12 protein-coding genes are annotated in these 16,013 nt (G+C 70.3%); 8 read left to right on the forward strand and 4 right to left on the reverse strand.

The genetic code is table 11. From position 1 onward, the window contains the following. The first annotated feature begins 30 nt into the window (after positions 1–30). Positions 31–669, forward strand: coding sequence for a LuxR C-terminal-related transcriptional regulator (locus ASE01_RS05330; RefSeq protein WP_162260268.1), 639 nt, complete (start codon positions 31–33; stop codon positions 667–669). Here the strand turns inward: ASE01_RS05330 and ASE01_RS05335 are convergent. Continuing rightward, positions 632–2,809, reverse strand: coding sequence for a hypothetical protein (locus ASE01_RS05335; RefSeq protein ID WP_056749139.1), 2,178 nt, complete (start codon positions 2,807–2,809; stop codon positions 632–634). The two genes, ASE01_RS05330 and ASE01_RS05335, sit on opposite strands and share 38 nt — an antisense overlap. A gap of 297 nt (positions 2,810–3,106) precedes the next feature. Between ASE01_RS05335 and ASE01_RS05340 the strand changes: the two genes are divergently transcribed. Further along, entirely contained in the window at positions 3,107–5,038 is a 1,932-nt protein-coding gene (locus ASE01_RS05340) for a serine/threonine-protein kinase (protein ID WP_056749140.1), read from the forward strand. Between the two features lie 200 nt (positions 5,039–5,238). Here the strand turns inward: ASE01_RS05340 and ASE01_RS05345 are convergent, their stop codons facing one another. Next, positions 5,239–5,991, reverse strand: coding sequence for an ABC transporter permease (locus ASE01_RS05345; protein WP_056749141.1), 753 nt, complete (start codon positions 5,989–5,991; stop codon positions 5,239–5,241). Continuing rightward, the gene (locus tag ASE01_RS05350) at positions 5,988–6,998 is read right to left on the reverse strand and encodes an ATP-binding cassette domain-containing protein (protein ID WP_056749142.1); all 1,011 of its coding nucleotides are present in this window, start codon (positions 6,996–6,998) and stop codon (positions 5,988–5,990) included. The genes ASE01_RS05345 and ASE01_RS05350 overlap by 4 nt, the downstream gene beginning before the upstream one ends. Before the next feature lie 136 nt (positions 6,999–7,134). On the opposite strand from ASE01_RS05350, the gene ASE01_RS05355 reads away from it, so the two are divergent. Together ASE01_RS05355 and ASE01_RS05360 are read left to right on the forward strand one after the other, a co-directional pair. Next, positions 7,135–8,607: an MDR family MFS transporter gene (locus ASE01_RS05355; protein ID WP_056749143.1), complete on the forward strand. Its 1,473-nt coding sequence runs from the start codon at positions 7,135–7,137 to the stop codon at positions 8,605–8,607. Positions 8,608–8,679: 72 nt separating this feature from the next. Continuing rightward, a complete protein-coding gene (locus ASE01_RS05360) occupies positions 8,680–9,825 on the forward strand; it encodes an acyl-CoA dehydrogenase family protein (protein WP_056749144.1) in 1,146 nt (381 codons plus the stop codon). A 259-nt stretch (positions 9,826–10,084) separates the two neighbouring features. On the opposite strand, the gene ASE01_RS05365 is transcribed toward ASE01_RS05360, so the two are convergent. Further along, on the reverse strand, positions 10,085–11,125 hold the full coding sequence (locus ASE01_RS05365; protein WP_056749145.1) for a LacI family DNA-binding transcriptional regulator: 1,041 nt from the start codon (positions 11,123–11,125) through the stop codon (positions 10,085–10,087). Between the two features lie 174 nt (positions 11,126–11,299). Between ASE01_RS05365 and ASE01_RS05370 the strand changes: the two genes are divergently transcribed. From ASE01_RS05370 to rhaS, 4 genes are read left to right on the forward strand one after another with little or no spacing between them, the layout of a single operon-like run. Continuing rightward, entirely contained in the window at positions 11,300–12,847 is a 1,548-nt protein-coding gene (locus tag ASE01_RS05370) for a sugar ABC transporter ATP-binding protein (RefSeq protein ID WP_056749146.1), read from the forward strand. Continuing rightward, the gene (locus tag ASE01_RS05375; protein WP_056749147.1) at positions 12,844–13,875 is read left to right on the forward strand and encodes an ABC transporter permease; all 1,032 of its coding nucleotides are present in this window, start codon (positions 12,844–12,846) and stop codon (positions 13,873–13,875) included. The genes ASE01_RS05370 and ASE01_RS05375 overlap by 4 nt, the downstream gene beginning before the upstream one ends. Next, positions 13,872–14,966 carry an ABC transporter permease gene (locus tag ASE01_RS05380; RefSeq protein ID WP_056749148.1) on the forward strand — a complete coding sequence of 365 codons (1,095 nt, stop codon included), beginning with the start codon at positions 13,872–13,874 and terminating at the stop codon, positions 14,964–14,966. Before ASE01_RS05375 ends, ASE01_RS05380 begins: the two co-directional genes overlap by 4 nt. Positions 14,967–14,971: 5 nt before the next feature. After that, complete coding sequence (gene rhaS / locus ASE01_RS05385; RefSeq protein ID WP_056749149.1) at positions 14,972–15,997, forward strand: rhamnose ABC transporter substrate-binding protein; 1,026 nt, start codon at positions 14,972–14,974, stop codon at positions 15,995–15,997. Positions 15,998–16,013 lie beyond the last annotated feature (16 nt).

Here is a 16,013-nt window from a genome sequence, read left to right on the forward strand (position 1 = left end):
GTTGCCGATCGATCTCGCCATACTGCAGAGGTGAGCCGTGTGATTCGAGTCGGCGCGATCGACAACCATCCGATCGTCCTGGCCGGTGTGGGTGCCGCCCTGGCACAGTCGGCGACCGACCTCGCCCTCGTGGCGATCGCCGAGTCGCTCGACGACCTGCTGGCCGCAGCACCCGACGGGGTCGACGCGGTCCTGCTCGACGTGCACATGCCCGGCCAGCCGCCCGTCGAGGAGACGGTGGCCCGCCTGGTGGCGCTGGGCGTCGTCGTCCTGCTCTTCACCGCCGAGGACCGCCCCGTCCCGGTGCGTCGCGGTGTCGCTGCCGGCGCGGCGGGACTGGTGCTCAAGGTGGACCCGGTCGACACGATCGCGCAGGCGATCCGGGACGCCGTCAACGGCGACCTGGCCTGCTCGGGACAGCTCGCGGCGGCGTTGCTCACCGACGACACGATCGGCGCGCGCCTCTCACACCGGCAGATCGAGATCCTGCAGTCCGTCAGCACCGGCCTGCCGTACCGGCTCGTCGCCCGCCAGCTCGGCATCAGCGAGGTCACGGTCCGCGAGCACCTGGCCCGCGCGGCCCGTTCCTACCGCGACGACGGTGTGGACATCGGCAACGTGCACGGGTTGATCAGCCGGGCACGTGCCGACGGCCACCTCGACGAATGAGGGTGGCCAGGTCCGTCGGGCCGGTCAGGATCGAGGCGTCCTCGTCGCCTTCGACCTTCCACGCGACGGGTAGTGCGCGCTTGATCAGCGCCGTCTGATCCTCGGTCAGGCCGGGGACGACGACCAGCGTCGCCTCCTCGATGTTGGCCGACAGCGTGACCTGGGCCGGACTGTGGAACCGCAGGGTCCCGATGCTGGTGGCCAGCGTCCGGCTCGCGCTCGGGGGATCCGGGAGGATGGTCACGACCCGCGTGCCGACGCGCCGCAGCTCGTCCAGCTCGGCCCGCAACGGCGCGTGGTTCGGACCCGGCAGGTAGAGACAGTCGCGCACCGCGAGGGCGAGCTCCCGCGGCGCGTGGTCCCTGGCCCCGCCCGGCTCGCTCGCTGCGCGGAGTGCGGCGACGACCGGCTCGAGGGTCGCGGCCAGGGAGTCCTCGAGGGTCTTCGTGCGAGCCGAGTCCTGTGTGCCGACCGGCTCCGACATGACACTCCCGGCCCGTCGGCAGACCGACACGATCACGGCGACGAAGAGTGCCGTCGCCGGCTGGGAGAGCAGCAGGTGCGGGAGGTCGCTCCCCGCGATGCCGAGGTCACGGGCCGCGACCAGGATCACCACCGCGTTGGGGACGAGCACCGCCAGCACGGCTCGCACGGACACCACCCAGGCGATGGCCAGCGCCGGGAGCGCGCTGAACTCGATCAGCCACGACTCCACGCCACCGATCCCTTCGCGGGACAGGGTCGGCAGCGCGAACCACAGCACCACCGCGGGCACGGCGGCGATCGCGCCGAGCAGGAGCGGCGGCATCGGGCCACGGCTCATCGCCATCGTGACGGCCAGGACGAGGACGGTGATCGCTGCGGCCCCCGCGTAGGACGCCGGTTGGGGTGCGTCCAGGCCGATCAGCACGGCGGTGCCGAGGTACCCGACCGCCAGCACGCCGCAGGCCTGGCGGGCGATCCGACCCGGGACGAGGACGGCCGCCCGGATGAGTCGGTCGTGGTCCGGAGCGATCCCCAGGACCCGGGCCGCCCATCGCGCGCGCCACACCAGGGAGACGACGGTCCCGTTGCCGGGAGCGGCACCGATGCGGGCGGTCGCGCCGACGGCCTCGACCCGGCCCATGATGGCGACCCGCATGCCGACCCCGGGGGTGCCGTTGAAGCCCTTGCCCGGGTCCTCGATGGTGATGCGCAGGCCCGTCGGGCGTCGTACGACGCTCACGGTGGCACGTCGCTGACCGCTGTGCCGTGCGACATTGCGCAGTGCCTCAGCGGTCGCTCCCACCAGGGCATCGAGCACGGCGTCGGGCACCGGGGTGCGGGGACCGCTGACGACCACCTCCAGGTCGAGGTCCTCCCGGACTCCGACGGCGCGGATCGAGCCGACGATGTCGGTGGTGTCGTCGGTGGCGTCCGGTCCCGTGATCCGCGCCAGCGCCGCCTTCGCGGCAGTGCGCGTCTGTGGTGCGTCGGGGATGCTGTCCATCGACAGCAGGGTCGGGATGAGCTCGTCGTGCAGGAAGGCGGTGCTCGTCACCTCGGCCGCGGACATCTGTTCGTCGCGAGCCGCACGCTGACCGGCGATCACGGTCTCGGCCCGCGCAGAGGCCCGTCGCATCTGGGTCACCAGGAACAGCGCCCCGAACGCCGTACCCGTCGCGAACACCGCTTCCTGGACGCCGAAGCGCAGGCCCTCGAGGTCGCCGGTCGTCCAGCGCAGCGCGACGTGGAGTGCCGCCAGCGCGAGGATGGGTACGACGGCCTGCCGTCGTCGGACGGCAATCACCAGCAGCATCGGCTCGATCAGGTGCACCACCGGTGAGTCCGCGGCGCCGGCGAGGGGCACCTCGGAGCGGGGACTGAGCGCCCCGGCGACGAGTGCCAGGGTGCAGAGCACGACGTCGAAGCCGCTGGGCGTGCCAGCCAGGCAGCGGATCGCCACCGCGGCGGTGCAGATCACGACGATCGCGCCGAACCCGACCGCGACCTCTTCGGTGGCGCCCGTCGTGACGAACTGGAAGGCGAAGTCCACCGTCCTGGCCAGGAGGAGGATCCCGATGGCCAGCCGCAGGCCACGCTCGACGGAGACGCCGAAGGGTCGCGTCGCCGGTCGGTCGTGACGAGCTCGGGCCCCCATTCGGGTCACGCTAGCCGCCCGTGTGGCCTCGGCGGGGCCCTTCGGGGACTGTCCTCTGATCCTCTGGTTTCGCCCGAGCGCCGGGACCGTCAGAATTCGGCTCGGACCGCGCCGTGGGGGAGTGGTCCGTTGAGAGGCGTGCCGCGCCTGATGTCTGCCGCTTTGACGACGACCGCACACCGGGGACGGCCTGGGGGGTTAGACCCGGTGGCCGGGCGCGGCGCACCTCTCTCTTCCAGTCCCGGGTTCGCCGCCCGGGAGGACATGATCGTCACGCGCGTCGGGTAGAACAGACCTGTGTCCCCGTCGTCCTCCCCGCCCGATCCGGTGCCCGGCTCCCGCATCGGGCGCTTCCGGATCGTCGAGCAGCTCGGGCAGGGCGGCATGGGCGTGGTCTACCGGGCCATGGAGGAGAACCTCGGTCGCGAGGTCGCGCTGAAGGTGATCGCGCCGTTGTTCGCGCACGACCCGGAGTTCCGCGAGCGGTTCATCCGCGAGGCGCGGGCCCAGGCATCGCTGGAGTCCGCCCACGTCGTGGCCGTGCATGCCCACGGCGAGGAGGACGGCTACCTCTACATCGCCAGCCAGCTGATCCCGGGAGGCGATCTCGGGCACCTGATCCGCACGGAGGGCACGCCCGCGCTGGTCGAGGCGCTGGAGATCATCGAGCAGGTGGCCAGCGGTCTCGACGATGCCCACGAGGCAGGGCTGGTCCACCGCGACATCAAGCCCGGCAACGTGCTCGTGCGCCGTCGACCGGGTTCGATCCGCGCCTACCTCGCCGACTTCGGGATCGCGCGGCGGATGAACGCCGACGCCACCCGCTTCAGCTCCTCCACGGCCGGCACGCCCTCCTACATGGCTCCCGAGCTGCACGGCGGCGCGAAGGCCAGCCCGTCCACCGACATCTACGCCCTCGGATGCCTGCTCTGGGTCGCGTTGACCGGCGTGCCGCCCTACCGCGGCGTCTCGGAGTACCAGCTCGTCGCGGCGCACGTCCGTGAGCCGGTGCCGCAGCTGGCGGGCGCGAGCCCGATGATCAACGCCACCAACCGGATCCTGCGGACCGCGATGGCCAAGGACGCGACCGAGCGCTACCAGAGCGCGCGCGAGATGGGCTCGGACCTGCAGGCCGCGCTCCGGCTGCCGCTGACGCCCGGCTCCGCGGTACCCGAGGTCAAGGGGGGTACGGCGCTGCGTCCGGCCCTGCGCCCGACCGCTGGGCCGACGCCGACGCCGATCCCCACCCCGACGCCCACTCCGACGCCCACTCCGACGCCCGCGCCCTCGGGGCGTCCCGTCGCGCCGGTCCCGCCGTCCTCGCGCCCGGCGCCGGCGACGGCGTACACACCTGCTGTCTCCGCCCCGCCCCCGCCGGCCTTCCTCACCCGGCCGCCGGGCGCGCCCCCGATGGGTGGCCCGGGTGCCCCCGCAGGTCCGGGTCGTACGGCGCGGCGCTGGTGGATCGTCGGCGGGTCCGCCGCGGCGCTCGCGCTGGTCGCGGGTGTCGTGGCGGCGCTGGCGAGCGGCGGAGAGGACGAGCCCGACAGCGACGACTTCCTCGCCCTCGACCCGAAGGCGATCGTGAAGGCCGCCGAGAAGGACATGGCGGTCCTCGACAACGCCCGGATCAAGGGCCAGTTCTCCGACGACGCCGGCGACACGATCACGGTCGACGTCGTCGCCACGAGCAGCGGCGACTGCACGGGCACGATGAAGTCGGGGAAGTCAGGCGGCACGGCCGAGGTGCTACGGGTCGACGACAACGTCTACCTGCGCGCCGACCGCAAGTTCTGGAACGCCTCCGGCGACCCCGACACCACGACCATCATCCTGGCCGTCCTGGGTGACAGCTGGGTCATCGAGAACAGCCTGCTCGAGAGCACCGAGGCCTTCTGCGACCTCGACGAGTTCCTCGAGCGCGACGGTCGCGAGGACGCTGAGTCCACGGACCTCGGCGCGGGCGAGGTCGGCGGCCAGGAGACCGTCCGCATCGAGCAGACCGATGGATCGCAGCGCGAGGTCCTCGACGTCCGGGTCGCCGAACCCCACTACCTGCTGGCCGTCGAGGAGACCGGTGAGGACCGCTTCGAGTTCTCCGACTTCGACGCAGACGTCGACATCAAGGCCCCCGCGGACGGCGACGTCGTACCGCTCAGGGAGTACCTCGACACGATCGGGAAGGCTCTCGGTGCACTCCCGGGAGCCGAGGAGCCCCCCTCGGAGTGACGTTCGTTTTGGCCGCGAAGTGCGCGGTTTTCTCCTGCGAAGTGCGTGGTTCTCTCCGCCGAGGTACGCCGTGTGCCGCTCCCCCTTGGAGCCGCTGGGACACTTCGGCGGAGAAACCCGCGCACTTCGGCGGAGAAACCCGCGCACTTCGGCGGAGAAACCCGCGCACTTCGCGGGGCATTCGGGTCAGGCGGGGGCGGTCAGGAGTTCTCCTTGCGGAAGACGGCCGTGCCCCACCACACGGCGAGGCCGAAGAGCGTGAAGGTCCAGCCGACCCCCCACAGCATGGAGCTGTCGAAGTCGCCGAAGAACGCCCCACGAACGGCGTCGACGACGTGGCGGATCGGCATGAAGTCGCTCAGCCGCTCCAGCCAGCCCGCACCGAAGCTCATCGGGAGCAGGATCCCGCTGAGCAGCAGCACCGGCATCATCACGACGTTGATGATCGGCGCCATCACGTCCTCGCTCTTGGTGGTCAGGGCGAGAGCGTTCGAGGCAGCCGCGCAGGCGCCACCGAGGAACAGGGTGAGGACGACGCCGACCACGATCCCGCCGACGGACGCGTCCATCCCGAGGGACAGGCCCAGCCCCACGAGGATCACCGCCTGGACGAGCAGCTGGAGCAGATCACGGTAGAGCCGCCCGAACAGCAGTGCCGAGCGGTGCGCAGGAGTCACCCGTTCCGCCTCGATCACGCCCTCGCGCCACTCGCCGATCAGTGAGAACCCGGCGAAGAAGGCTCCGAAGATGCCCAGCTGGACCAGCATTCCCGGCACGAACCACGTGTACTGGTTGCCGCCGAGCTGCTCGATCACCGGCCTGAGCAGCGGGCCGAAGAGGAGCAGGTAGAGCACTGGCTGGAGCATGCCGATGATCACCCAGGCGGGGTTGCGCAGGTTCATCCGCAGCTGACGGTTGAACACGATCCAGGACTCACGCAGGAACAACGTCATGACAGGACCTCCTCGGTCGGGGCAGCGGAGTCAGTTGTCCCGGCGGCCGCCTCGGCGTCCCGCAACGAGCGGCCGGTGAGGGTGAGGAAGACGTCGTCGAGGGTGGGCCGGACGACCTCGACCGACTCGAGCTGGACGCCGGCGTTCTCCAGGTCGCGCAGGAGGCCGGGGACGGCCCTGCCGGCCCGGGGGACGCGGCCGCGGACGTGGTGACCCTCGATCGTGAGGTCGCTGCTGATCGAGCCGAGCTTGTCGCGGGCGATCGTCACCTGCTCGTCGGTGGCCACCTCGAGGTCGACCAGATCGCCCGACACGGCGGCCTTCAGGTTGTCGGCGGTGTCGCTGGCGACGATCCGGCCGCGGTCGATGATCACGATCCGGTCGGCGAGGGCATCGGCCTCGTCGAGGTAGTGCGTGGTGAGGAAGACCGTGGCTCCCTCGCGGGTACGGAGGTCGGCGATGTGCTGCCACAGGTTGATCCGCGCCTGGGGGTCGAGACCGGTCGTCGGCTCGTCGAGGAAGACCAGGGACGGCGAGTGGATCAGCGCCATCGCGATGTCCAGACGGCGCTTCTGGCCACCCGACATGTTCTTCGGCATCCGACGCCACAGCCCCTCGAGCTGGAGCTGGTCGAACAGCTCGCGGCCCTTGGCGACGGCCGCCGCCTTCGACATCCCGTAGAGCATCCCGTGGTCGACGACCTCGTCACCTGCGTAGGCGCTCGAGAAGGTCGAGCCCGTCTGGGAGCAGTAGCCGATGCTGCGCCGTACGTCGACGGACTGGGTCGCGACGTCGTACCCCGCGACCCTCGCCGTGCCGGCCGTCGGCTGCAGCAGCGTCGTCAGGATGCGCAAGGTGGTGGTCTTGCCCGCGCCGTTGGGGCCGAGGAAGCCCACGACCTCACCCTCGGCGACCTCGAGGTCCACTCCGCTGACGGCGTGGACCTCTCGCTTCTGCTTGCCCCGCCCGGTGTGGAAGGTCTGCACGAGTCCTCGTGCTTCGATCATCGGTGCGTCTCCCCGTGTCGTTGTGGCCCGTGCCGTGCGTGTGCGGCACGCCCGGACAGACTGCCTGAGGACCGGGAAGTCATCGGTGGGCGCGCGCGGAGGAATGCCTGGCGGTGCCGGGTGGTTGCCGCCTGACGTGACCCAGTCCGCCGCTCCCGTCCCGCGCGCCAGCGTCGGTCTGCGCAGCGAGCGGGGACCGATCCTCGCGTCGGTGATGCTCAGCACCGCGCTCGTCGCCATCGACACCACCATCCTGGCGACGGCCGTCCCGGCGATCGTGGACGACCTCGGCGGGTTCACGCAGTTCCCGTGGCTGTTCTCCGCGTACCTGCTCGCCCAGGCGGTGACCACGCCGATCTACGGCAAGCTCGCCGACGTGTTCGGCCGCAAGCCGCTGATGCTGCTGGGGATCGGCCTGTTCGTGCTCGGATCGGTGCTGTGCGCCGTGGCCTGGAGCATGACCGCACTGATCGTCTTCCGCGCCGTCCAGGGCCTGGGCGCGGGCGCGATCCAGCCCGCCGGCATCACGATCATGGGCGACATCTACTCGATGGCGGAGCGCGCCGTGGCGCAGAGCTACGTCGCCGGGGTGTGGGCGGTGTCCGCGGTCGTGGGGCCGAGCCTCGGCGGGTTGCTGTCCGATCACGCGTCGTGGCGGTGGATCTTCTGGATCAACGTGCCGCTGGGCCTGCTGGCCGCGGTCGTGCTCGCCCGCCGCTTCCACGAGACGGCCGGCAAGGCAGCCCGCGAGGAACGCCGCTCCCTGGACATCGGTGGCGCGCTGCTCCTCGCCGGTGCTGCCGGACTCCTGCTGCTCGGACTGCTCGAGGGCGGCCTGCGCTGGGCGTGGTGGTCGCCAGCCGGCGTGGGGATCTTCGCGGCTGCGCTCGCCCTCCTGGTCGGGTTCGTCCTCGTCGAGCGCCGGGTGCCCGACCCCGTGCTGCCGCTGTGGGTGTTCCGCAACCGGGTGCTCACCTCGGCCATGCTCGGCGCCTTCGTGGTGGGGATGGCGATGCTCGGCGTCACGTCCTACGTGCCCGTCTACGCCCAGCAGGTGCTGGGTGCGGGAGCGGTCACGGCCGGCCTGTCCGTCGCCGCCCTCGCCATCGGCTGGCCGATCGCAGCCAGCACCGCCGGCCGGTTCTACCTCCGCCACGGCTTCCGGCCCTGCCTGCTCGCCGGCGCGGCGTTCGGGGTCGTGGGGACCACGATCGTCGCCACCGTCGGACCCGGCACGCCGGTCTGGGTGCTGGCGCTGGGCTGCCTGGTCCTGGGGCTGGGACTCGGGTACGTCGCCAGTCCCGGCATCGTCGCCGCGCAGTCGGCGGTGGCGTGGCGCGACCGCGGCGTGGCGACCGGAGCGAACATGTTCTCCCGCTCGCTCGGCAGTGCTGTCGGTGTCGCGATCTTCGGTGCGATCGCCAACGGGGTCGTCGCCGCTCGTCTCGGAGGGGGACAGCGGGCAGGTGACGTCGACCTCGAGAACCTGCCGATCGACGTACTCGACCCGGCGCTGCACGCCGTCTTCGTCGCCGTCGCGGTCACCTCGATCGCCCTGGTGGTGGCCGGTCTGGTCATGCCGAAGCGCATCGAGCCAGGTGCCGACTGACCAACTCGGTGGCCGGAATCGTTGTGCTCGACGACAACGACGCGCTATGTGACCGGTGAGTAGCATGGACCCATGAAGCGTGAGATCTATGACGAGGACCACGAGGCATTCCGGACGTCCGTGAAGGAGTTCGTGGACCGGTCGGTCCTGCCTCATGCCGAGGAGCACATCGCCGCGAAGGCGCTGCCGCGCGAGTTCTGGATCGAGGCCGGCAAGCAGGGCCTGCTCGGCCTCGAGGTGCCGGAGCAGTACGGCGGCGCCGAGGCCGGCGACTTCCGGTTCAACGCGGTCCTGCAGGAGGAGCTCGCGAAGGTCGGTGCGGCGTACCCCACCTGCCACGGCATCCACGCCGACATCACGGCGCCGTACATCGTCGAGCTCGGTACCGACGAGCAGAAGGAGCGCTGGCTGCCCGGCGTCGCCTCCGGCGAGATCCTGCTCGGTATCGGCATGACCGAGCCCTCCGGCGGCTCCGACCTCGCGGCGCTCAAGACCACCGCCGTGCGTGACGGCGACTCGTGGGTCATCAACGGCTCCAAGACCTTCATCACCAACGGCTACTCCGGCGACCTGTTCGTCACCGCTGTGCGCACCGACCCCGAGAAGGGCCCCAAGGGGATCACCCTGTTCGGCATCGAGGCGACCGCGGAGGGCTTCTCCCGCGGCCGCAAGCTCGACAAGGTCGGCATGGAGGAGTCCGACACCGCCGAGCTCTTCTTCGAGAACGTCCGGCTCACCGACGCCGAGGTCATCGGCGAGCTCAACATGGGCTTCATCCACATGATGCAGAAGCTCCCGCAGGAGCGCCTGGGGTGCGCCGTCGCCAACATCGCGCACGCCAAGCAGATCCTCGTGGAGACGATCCAGTACGCCAAGGACCGGCACGCGTTCGGTGTCCCGATCGGCACCTTCCAGCACAACAAGTTCCTGCTCGCCGACCTGGTGACGCGCATCGAGGCCGCCGAGGCGTACATCGACAAGTGCGTGCTCAACCACAGCCAGAAGCAGCTCACCGCGATCGACGCCGCCAAGGCGAAGTGGTTCTCCTCGCAGGTGCAGTCCGAGGTCCTCGACCACTGCGTCCAGATCCACGGTGGCTACGGCTTCATGAACGAGTACCGCGTGGCTCGTGCGTGGCGTGATGCCCGGGTCACCAAGATCTGGGCCGGCTCCAACGAGATCATGAAGGAGCTGATCGGGCGCGACCTGGGGCTGTAACCCCCTCCCGCGCCGCGCTTGTAACTACGTGTTCGTGCACGATTTTGCGCGTCACAGCGCCCGGGTAGCTGCCACAGCACCCGGGTAGTGCGGTTCGGGCGACCGCCGGCTCATCGTGGAGGGGCTGCCATCGCAGCCCCTCGGTGCGACAGGTGGTGAGGGCCGACCGGCCCACCTACCCGGGTGTTGTGGCAGCTACCCGGGCGGTGTGGGGCCGGTTTTCGCGCATGAACACGTAGTTACAAGCGCGCGGGGCGGCTCAGCCCCCCGTCGAGCGCCGTACGACGAGCTCGGGCTCGAGCACGATGTCACGCACGCCCGCGGTGGGGTCCTCGATCGCGGCCAGCAGGAGGTCGGTGGCGACCTCGCCCATCTCCTCACGGGGCTGGCGGATGGAGCTGAGCGGGATGGCGGCGGAGGCGGCGAAGTCGATGTCGTCGTAGCCGAGGATGGCGACGTCGTCAGGGACGCGGACGCCAGCGAAGGTGAGGGCCTGCAGGACGCCGAGGGCGACGAGGTCGTTGGCGGCGAAGATCGCGTCGGGGCGGGCCTTGCGGGGCAGGGCGAGCAGCTCCTCCGCGGCGAGCCGTCCGGCGCTGGCGTCCATGGTGGCGGTCTCCACCAGCTGGACGCTGTGCCCGGGATGGGCCTCGATGACCTCCTCGATGCCGCGCAGGCGGTGCCGGATCTGGGTCAGGCCGCGTGGTCCGCCGATGAAGGCGATCCGCTGGCGCCCCGACTCGACGAGGTGGGCCGCGCCGAGGCGACCGCCACGCACGTCGTCGACGGCGACGGAGGAGAACTCGCGACTGCCGGTGCGGCGGTCGACCACCACGACGGCGGTCCCGCGCTCGCGCAGGCGGCGCAGCCGCGGCAGGACCTTGCCGACGGGCGTGATGAGCAGACCGCTGACGCGCTGCTCCTCGAAGAGGTCGAGGTACGTCGACTCGCGCTCCGCGTCCTGGCCCGAGCTGCCCAGGATCAGCGGTCGGCCACGGGTGCCAAGGCGCAGCTCGACGCCGCGGGCGACGTCGGTGAAGAAGGGGTTGCGGACGTCGAGCACGACCATGCCCACGGCACGGTTGGTGCCGGCTCGCAGCTGACGGGCCGCGTCGTTGCGGATGAATCCCATCTGCTCGATCGTCCGCTGGACGTGCTCGAGGGTCGCCGGGGAGACCTTCTCGGGGCGGTTGAGGACGTTGGACACCGTGCCGACGGAGACGCCGGCAGTGGACGCGACGTCCTTGACCGAGACGCTCCGGCCGGGCTCGCCGGTGCGTGCGGTGTCACTGGTGGTCACTGTTCCTTCTTTCGTTGTGGGGTCACCCTAGGACCACGAGGTGCCCCCGCACCTGTTTTGATTCGTTTCAATAAAGTTTCGTCCGTGCTCTTGACTGCTGTGATGGCGGTCACCTACTGTCCAGACATTCGCCGATTGAAACCTTTCAATCGGCGATCGAGTACAAGGAGTGAGATGTCGACAGCAGCCCACCAGGCCGCGGCACAGCCGCTGACCCTGGCGTTGCGCGGTGTCGCGAAGTCCTTCGGCGCCGTCCAGGCACTGAAGTCCGGCACCCTCGAGGTGGCGCCCGGATCCATCCACGCACTCGTGGGTGAGAACGGCGCCGGCAAGTCCACGCTGGTCAAGATCGTCGCGGGCGTCCACCGCCGCGACACCGGCTACTTCGAGCTCGCCGGCGAACCCGTCGACTTCGGGTCCACCGCCGAGTCCAAGGCGGCCGGCGTCGCCGTGATCTACCAGGAGCCGACGCTCTTCCCCGACCTCTCGGTCGCCGAGAACATCTTCATGGGCCGCCACCCCCTCGGTGCCGGCCGCCGGATCGACCGGACCCGGATGTTCGCGGAGTCCGAGGCGCTGTTCGCCCGGCTCGGCGTCGACATCGACCCCCGGCGCACCGCCAACGGCCTCTCGATCGCCGACCAGCAGCTCATCGAGATCGCCAAGGCGATCTCGCTCGAGGCCAAGCTCCTCGTGATGGACGAGCCCACCGCGGCGCTCAGCGGCAACGAGGTCGCTCGCCTGTTCGCGGTCGCCCGCAGCCTGCGCGACGAGGGCCGGGCGCTGGTGTTCATCTCCCACCGCTTCGACGAGGTCTTCGACCTCTGCGACGTCGTCACCGTGATGCGCGACGGCGCCTACGTCTCCACCCACCTCATCGCCGAGACCAGCGAGTCCGAGATCGTCTCGAAGATGGTCGGCCGCGAGGTCGCCGAGCTCTTCCCGAAGACCGTCGCACCGATCGGCGACGTGGTCCTCGACGTGCAGGGCCTCAACTCGACCGGCGAGTTCCACGACATCTCCTTCCAGGTGCGCGCCGGTGAGATCGTCGGTCTGGCCGGCCTCGTCGGAGCGGGCCGCAGCGAGATCGCACGCGCCGTCTTCGGTGTCGACAAGTACGACGCCGGATCGGTCACCCTCGGCGGCGTACCCGTTCGCCAGGGCAAGCCCAGCCGCGCCATCCGCGCCGGCATGGCCTTCGTCCCGGAGGACCGCCGCCAGCAGGGCCTGGTCATCGAGGGCTCGGTCGCCAAGAACGTCGCCTCCGTGATCCGGGGCCGGCTCAGCCGCCTCGGTCTGCTGACCGCCGGCGCCGAGAACAAGGCCGCCGGACCCTGGGCCGCCAAGCTGCAGGTCAAGACCAGCGCGCTCGACATGCGTGCCGCCACCATGAGCGGTGGCAACCAGCAGAAGGTCGTCATCGCCAAGTGGCTCGCGACCAACCCGTCGCTGCTGATCATCGACGAGCCCACCCGTGGCATCGACGTCGGCACCAAGGCCGAGGTCCACCGCCTGCTGTCCGACCTCGCCGGCCAGGGTCTCGCGATCCTGATGATCTCCTCCGAGCTGCCCGAGGTGCTCGGCATGGCCGACCGCGTCCTGGTCGTGTGCGAGGGCCGGCTGACGGCCGAGCTCTCCCGCGCCGAGGCCACCCCCGAGAACGTCATGGCGGCCGCGACCCGGTCCGCCCAGCGTGACTCCGAGAAGGAGCCCGTCCGATGAGCGCGTCCACCCTCGCCCCCTTGGCGGAGAGCACGGCCACCCGCGTCGCGCGCAACCTGCTGCGTTCGCGCGAGCTGGCGATCGTGATCGTCCTCGCCCTCATCGTCCTCGTCGCCACGACCCGGCGTAGCTCGTTCCTGCTCAGCGCTGACGGCTGGCGCGACACCCTGCTCGCACCCTCGATCCTCCTGCTGCTCGCCGTCGGCCAGATGGTCGTCGTGGTCACCCGCAACGTCGACCTGTCGGTCGGCTCGACGCTCGGCATCGCGGCGTACGTGACCGGCAAGATCTTCGTCGCGAACCCCGACACCCCCGTGATCGTGGTGTTCCTGGCCGGTCTGGGCGTCGGCGCCGTGGTCGGCGCCCTCAACGGACTGCTGGTGACGGTGTTCAGGGTCCCGGCGCTCGTGATCACCCTCGGCACGATGTACGTCCTGCGCGGCGCGCTGACCCATGAGGTCGGCAGCGAGCGGATGAACGCCCAGGACTTCCCCGCACACTTCGAGAAGCTCGGCACCCAGCAGGTCCTCACGATCCCGGTGCTGACGATCATCGCCCTCGTCGTCGTCGCGGCCGTCGGCTACTACCTGCACACCGCACGGGGTGGCCGCGAGCTCTACGCGATCGGTTCCGACCCGGACGCGGCCGACCTGTACGGCCTGCCCTCCGCTCGTCGTGTCTTCGGCGCCTTCGTCCTCTGCGGTGCCCTCGCCGGCCTGGCCGGTGTCTTCTCCGCCGCCCGCTACGCCACCGCCTTCTCCGGCACCGGGTCGGGCATCGAGCTCCAGGCCGTCGCGGCCGTCGTCATCGGCGGTGTCGCCATCTTCGGTGGCAGCGGCACCGTCTGGGGAGCCGCCATCGGCGCCTTCCTGCTCGTCACGATCAACCGCGCGCTGCCGATCCTCGGCATCAGCGAGTTCTGGCAGGGCGCCGTGGTCGGCGCACTGATCATCGGCTCGATCGTCCTCGACCGGGTGCTCAGCATCCGACGAACCCACAAGCTGATCGAAGCGAGGGATCACGCATGAGCACCCCGACGCTCACGAAGCCCGACGGCGCCGAGCGCACCTACCCGGCGTACTCGCGCAACCCGCTCGCCCGCGCCCTGCTGACCCGCGAAGCGGCCGTCATCCTCGCCCTGGTCGTCGTGTTCATCTACTCGATGGGCAACATCCCGTTCTTCGACGGCCCGCTGACGATCTTCAACCTCAGCAAGGAGTACGCGCCGATCCTGCTGATGGCGCTGCCGATGACGCTGATCATCATCACCGGCGAGATCGACCTCTCGGTCGCGAGCACCCTCGGTGCGAGCGCCGCGGTCACCGGTGTCCTGGTGGTCGAGCACGACGTCTCCGTCCCGGTCGCCGCCATCATCGCGATCGTCGTCGGCTCCCTGCTCGGAGCGCTCAACGGCTTCTTCATCGCCTACGTCGGACTGCCGTCGCTGGCCGTGACCATCGGAAGCCTCGCGCTCTACCGGGGTCTCGCCGAGGGCCTGATCCAGGCCAAGCGGATCTCCGGGTTCCCGGAGGGCTGGCAGGACTGGCCCACCGAGCGGATCGGTGACACGCAGTACCCCAACATCCTGATCCCGACCGCGGTCCTCATCGTCGCCTTCGGCGTGCTGCTGCACTTCACCCGCTTCGGGCGCGGCATCTTCGAGATCGGCCTCAGCGACGAGTCGGCGCACTTCTCCGGCGTCAACGTCGCTCGCACCAAGATGATCCTGTTCGTCCTCAGCGGTGCGGTCGCCGCCTTCGCCGGCGTCTACGTCGCGCTGAAGGCCAACTCCGTGGCGACCGACACCGGCACGGGCTTCGAGCTCAAGGTCATCGCCGGTGTCCTGCTCGGCGGGGTCTCCATCTTCGGCGGGCGCGGAGCCCTGCACGGCGTCGTCGCCGGTGTGCTCCTCATCGCCGTCCTCAACTCGGCGCTCCAGCTCGACGGGCAGGGCTCCGAGGTCATCCAGATCATCATCGGCCTCCTGCTGGTCGGTTCCGTGATCGCCTCCAACTTCCTGCCGCGGGTCCGGGCCCTGCTGCCGCGGCGGAAAGTGATCGACGCACCCCCATCGGTCACACCTCAGACGCCGGGCGCCGGCGAGTCATCCGAAAGGTAGTTTCAATGAAGATCCACACCAAGCGGTTCGCCGCCGGGGCAGCGCTGGCCATGGTCGCCTCGCTCGGCCTCGCAGCCTGCGGAAGCGACGACAACGGCGGCGGCGGTAGCGACAGCGACGCCACCACGGTCACCTTCCTGCCCAAGAACCTGGGCAACCCGTACTTCGAGACCAGCGACGCCGGCGGCGAGAAGGCCGTCAAGGAGTTCGGTGGCACCTACGACGAGGTCGGCCCCGACACGGCCGGTCCCGACGCCCAGGTGACCTACATCGACACCGCCGCGGCGCAGGGCGTCAACGCCCTCATCGTGTCCGCCAACGACCCGACGGCGCTGTGCGACTCGCTCAACGCTGCTCGTGAGGCCGGCACCAAGGTCGTCACCTTCGACTCCGACACCGACCCCGAGTGCCGCGACCTGTTCATCAACCAGGCCACCGCCGAGGGCATCGCCAAGGTCCAGGTCGAGATGATCGCCGAGCAGATCGGCGACGAGGGCGAGGTCGCGATCCTGTCGGCCGCGGCCAACGCGACCAACCAGAACGCCTGGATCGACATGATGAAGGCGGAGCTCGAGGCGAGCCACCCGAACATCGAGCTCGTCGACACCGTGTACGGCGACGACGACGACCAGACCTCGTTCGACAAGACGGCTGCCCTGCTGGCCGACCACCCGAACCTGAAGGGCATCATCTCGCCCACCACGGTCGGCATCTCCGCCGCCGCGCGCTACCTCTCCACCTCCAGCGCCAAGGGCAAGGTCGCGCTGACCGGTCTCGGCACCCCGAACCAGATGCGTGACTACATCGAGGACGGCACCGTCACCGAGTTCGCCCTCTGGAACCCCGAGGACCTCGGCTTCCTGTCCGCCTACGCCGGCAAGGCGCTGGCTGACGGCGACATCACCGGCAAGGAGGGTGACACGTTCACCGCCGGTGACCTGGGCGAGTTCACGGTCGGCGAGAACGGCACCGTCCTGCTGGGCGACCCGTACCGCTTCAACAAGGACAACATCGGCGACTTCGACTTCTGAGTCGAACCCGCCTGTT

Origin of the sequence: Nocardioides sp. Root190 (genome assembly GCF_001428565.1) — a bacterium.
In the GTDB taxonomy this organism is placed as follows: domain Bacteria; phylum Actinomycetota; class Actinomycetes; order Propionibacteriales; family Nocardioidaceae; genus Nocardioides.

Coding starts and splice junctions, on each gene's coding strand:
- ASE01_RS05335 (WP_056749139.1), bottom strand. CDS start 2,809: ATGGGGGCCCGAGCTCGTCACGACCGACCGGCGACGCGACCCTTCGGC.
- ASE01_RS05345 (WP_056749141.1), bottom strand. CDS start 5,991: ATGACGTTGTTCCTGCGTGAGTCCTGGATCGTGTTCAACCGTCAGCTG.
- ASE01_RS05350 (WP_056749142.1), bottom strand. CDS start 6,998: ATGATCGAAGCACGAGGACTCGTGCAGACCTTCCACACCGGGCGGGGC.
- ASE01_RS05360 (WP_056749144.1), top strand. CDS start 8,680: ATGAAGCGTGAGATCTATGACGAGGACCACGAGGCATTCCGGACGTCC.
- ASE01_RS05370 (WP_056749146.1), top strand. CDS start 11,300: ATGTCGACAGCAGCCCACCAGGCCGCGGCACAGCCGCTGACCCTGGCG.
- ASE01_RS05375 (WP_056749147.1), top strand. CDS start 12,844: ATGAGCGCGTCCACCCTCGCCCCCTTGGCGGAGAGCACGGCCACCCGC.
- ASE01_RS05380 (WP_056749148.1), top strand. CDS start 13,872: ATGAGCACCCCGACGCTCACGAAGCCCGACGGCGCCGAGCGCACCTAC.
- rhaS (WP_056749149.1), top strand. CDS start 14,972: ATGAAGATCCACACCAAGCGGTTCGCCGCCGGGGCAGCGCTGGCCATG.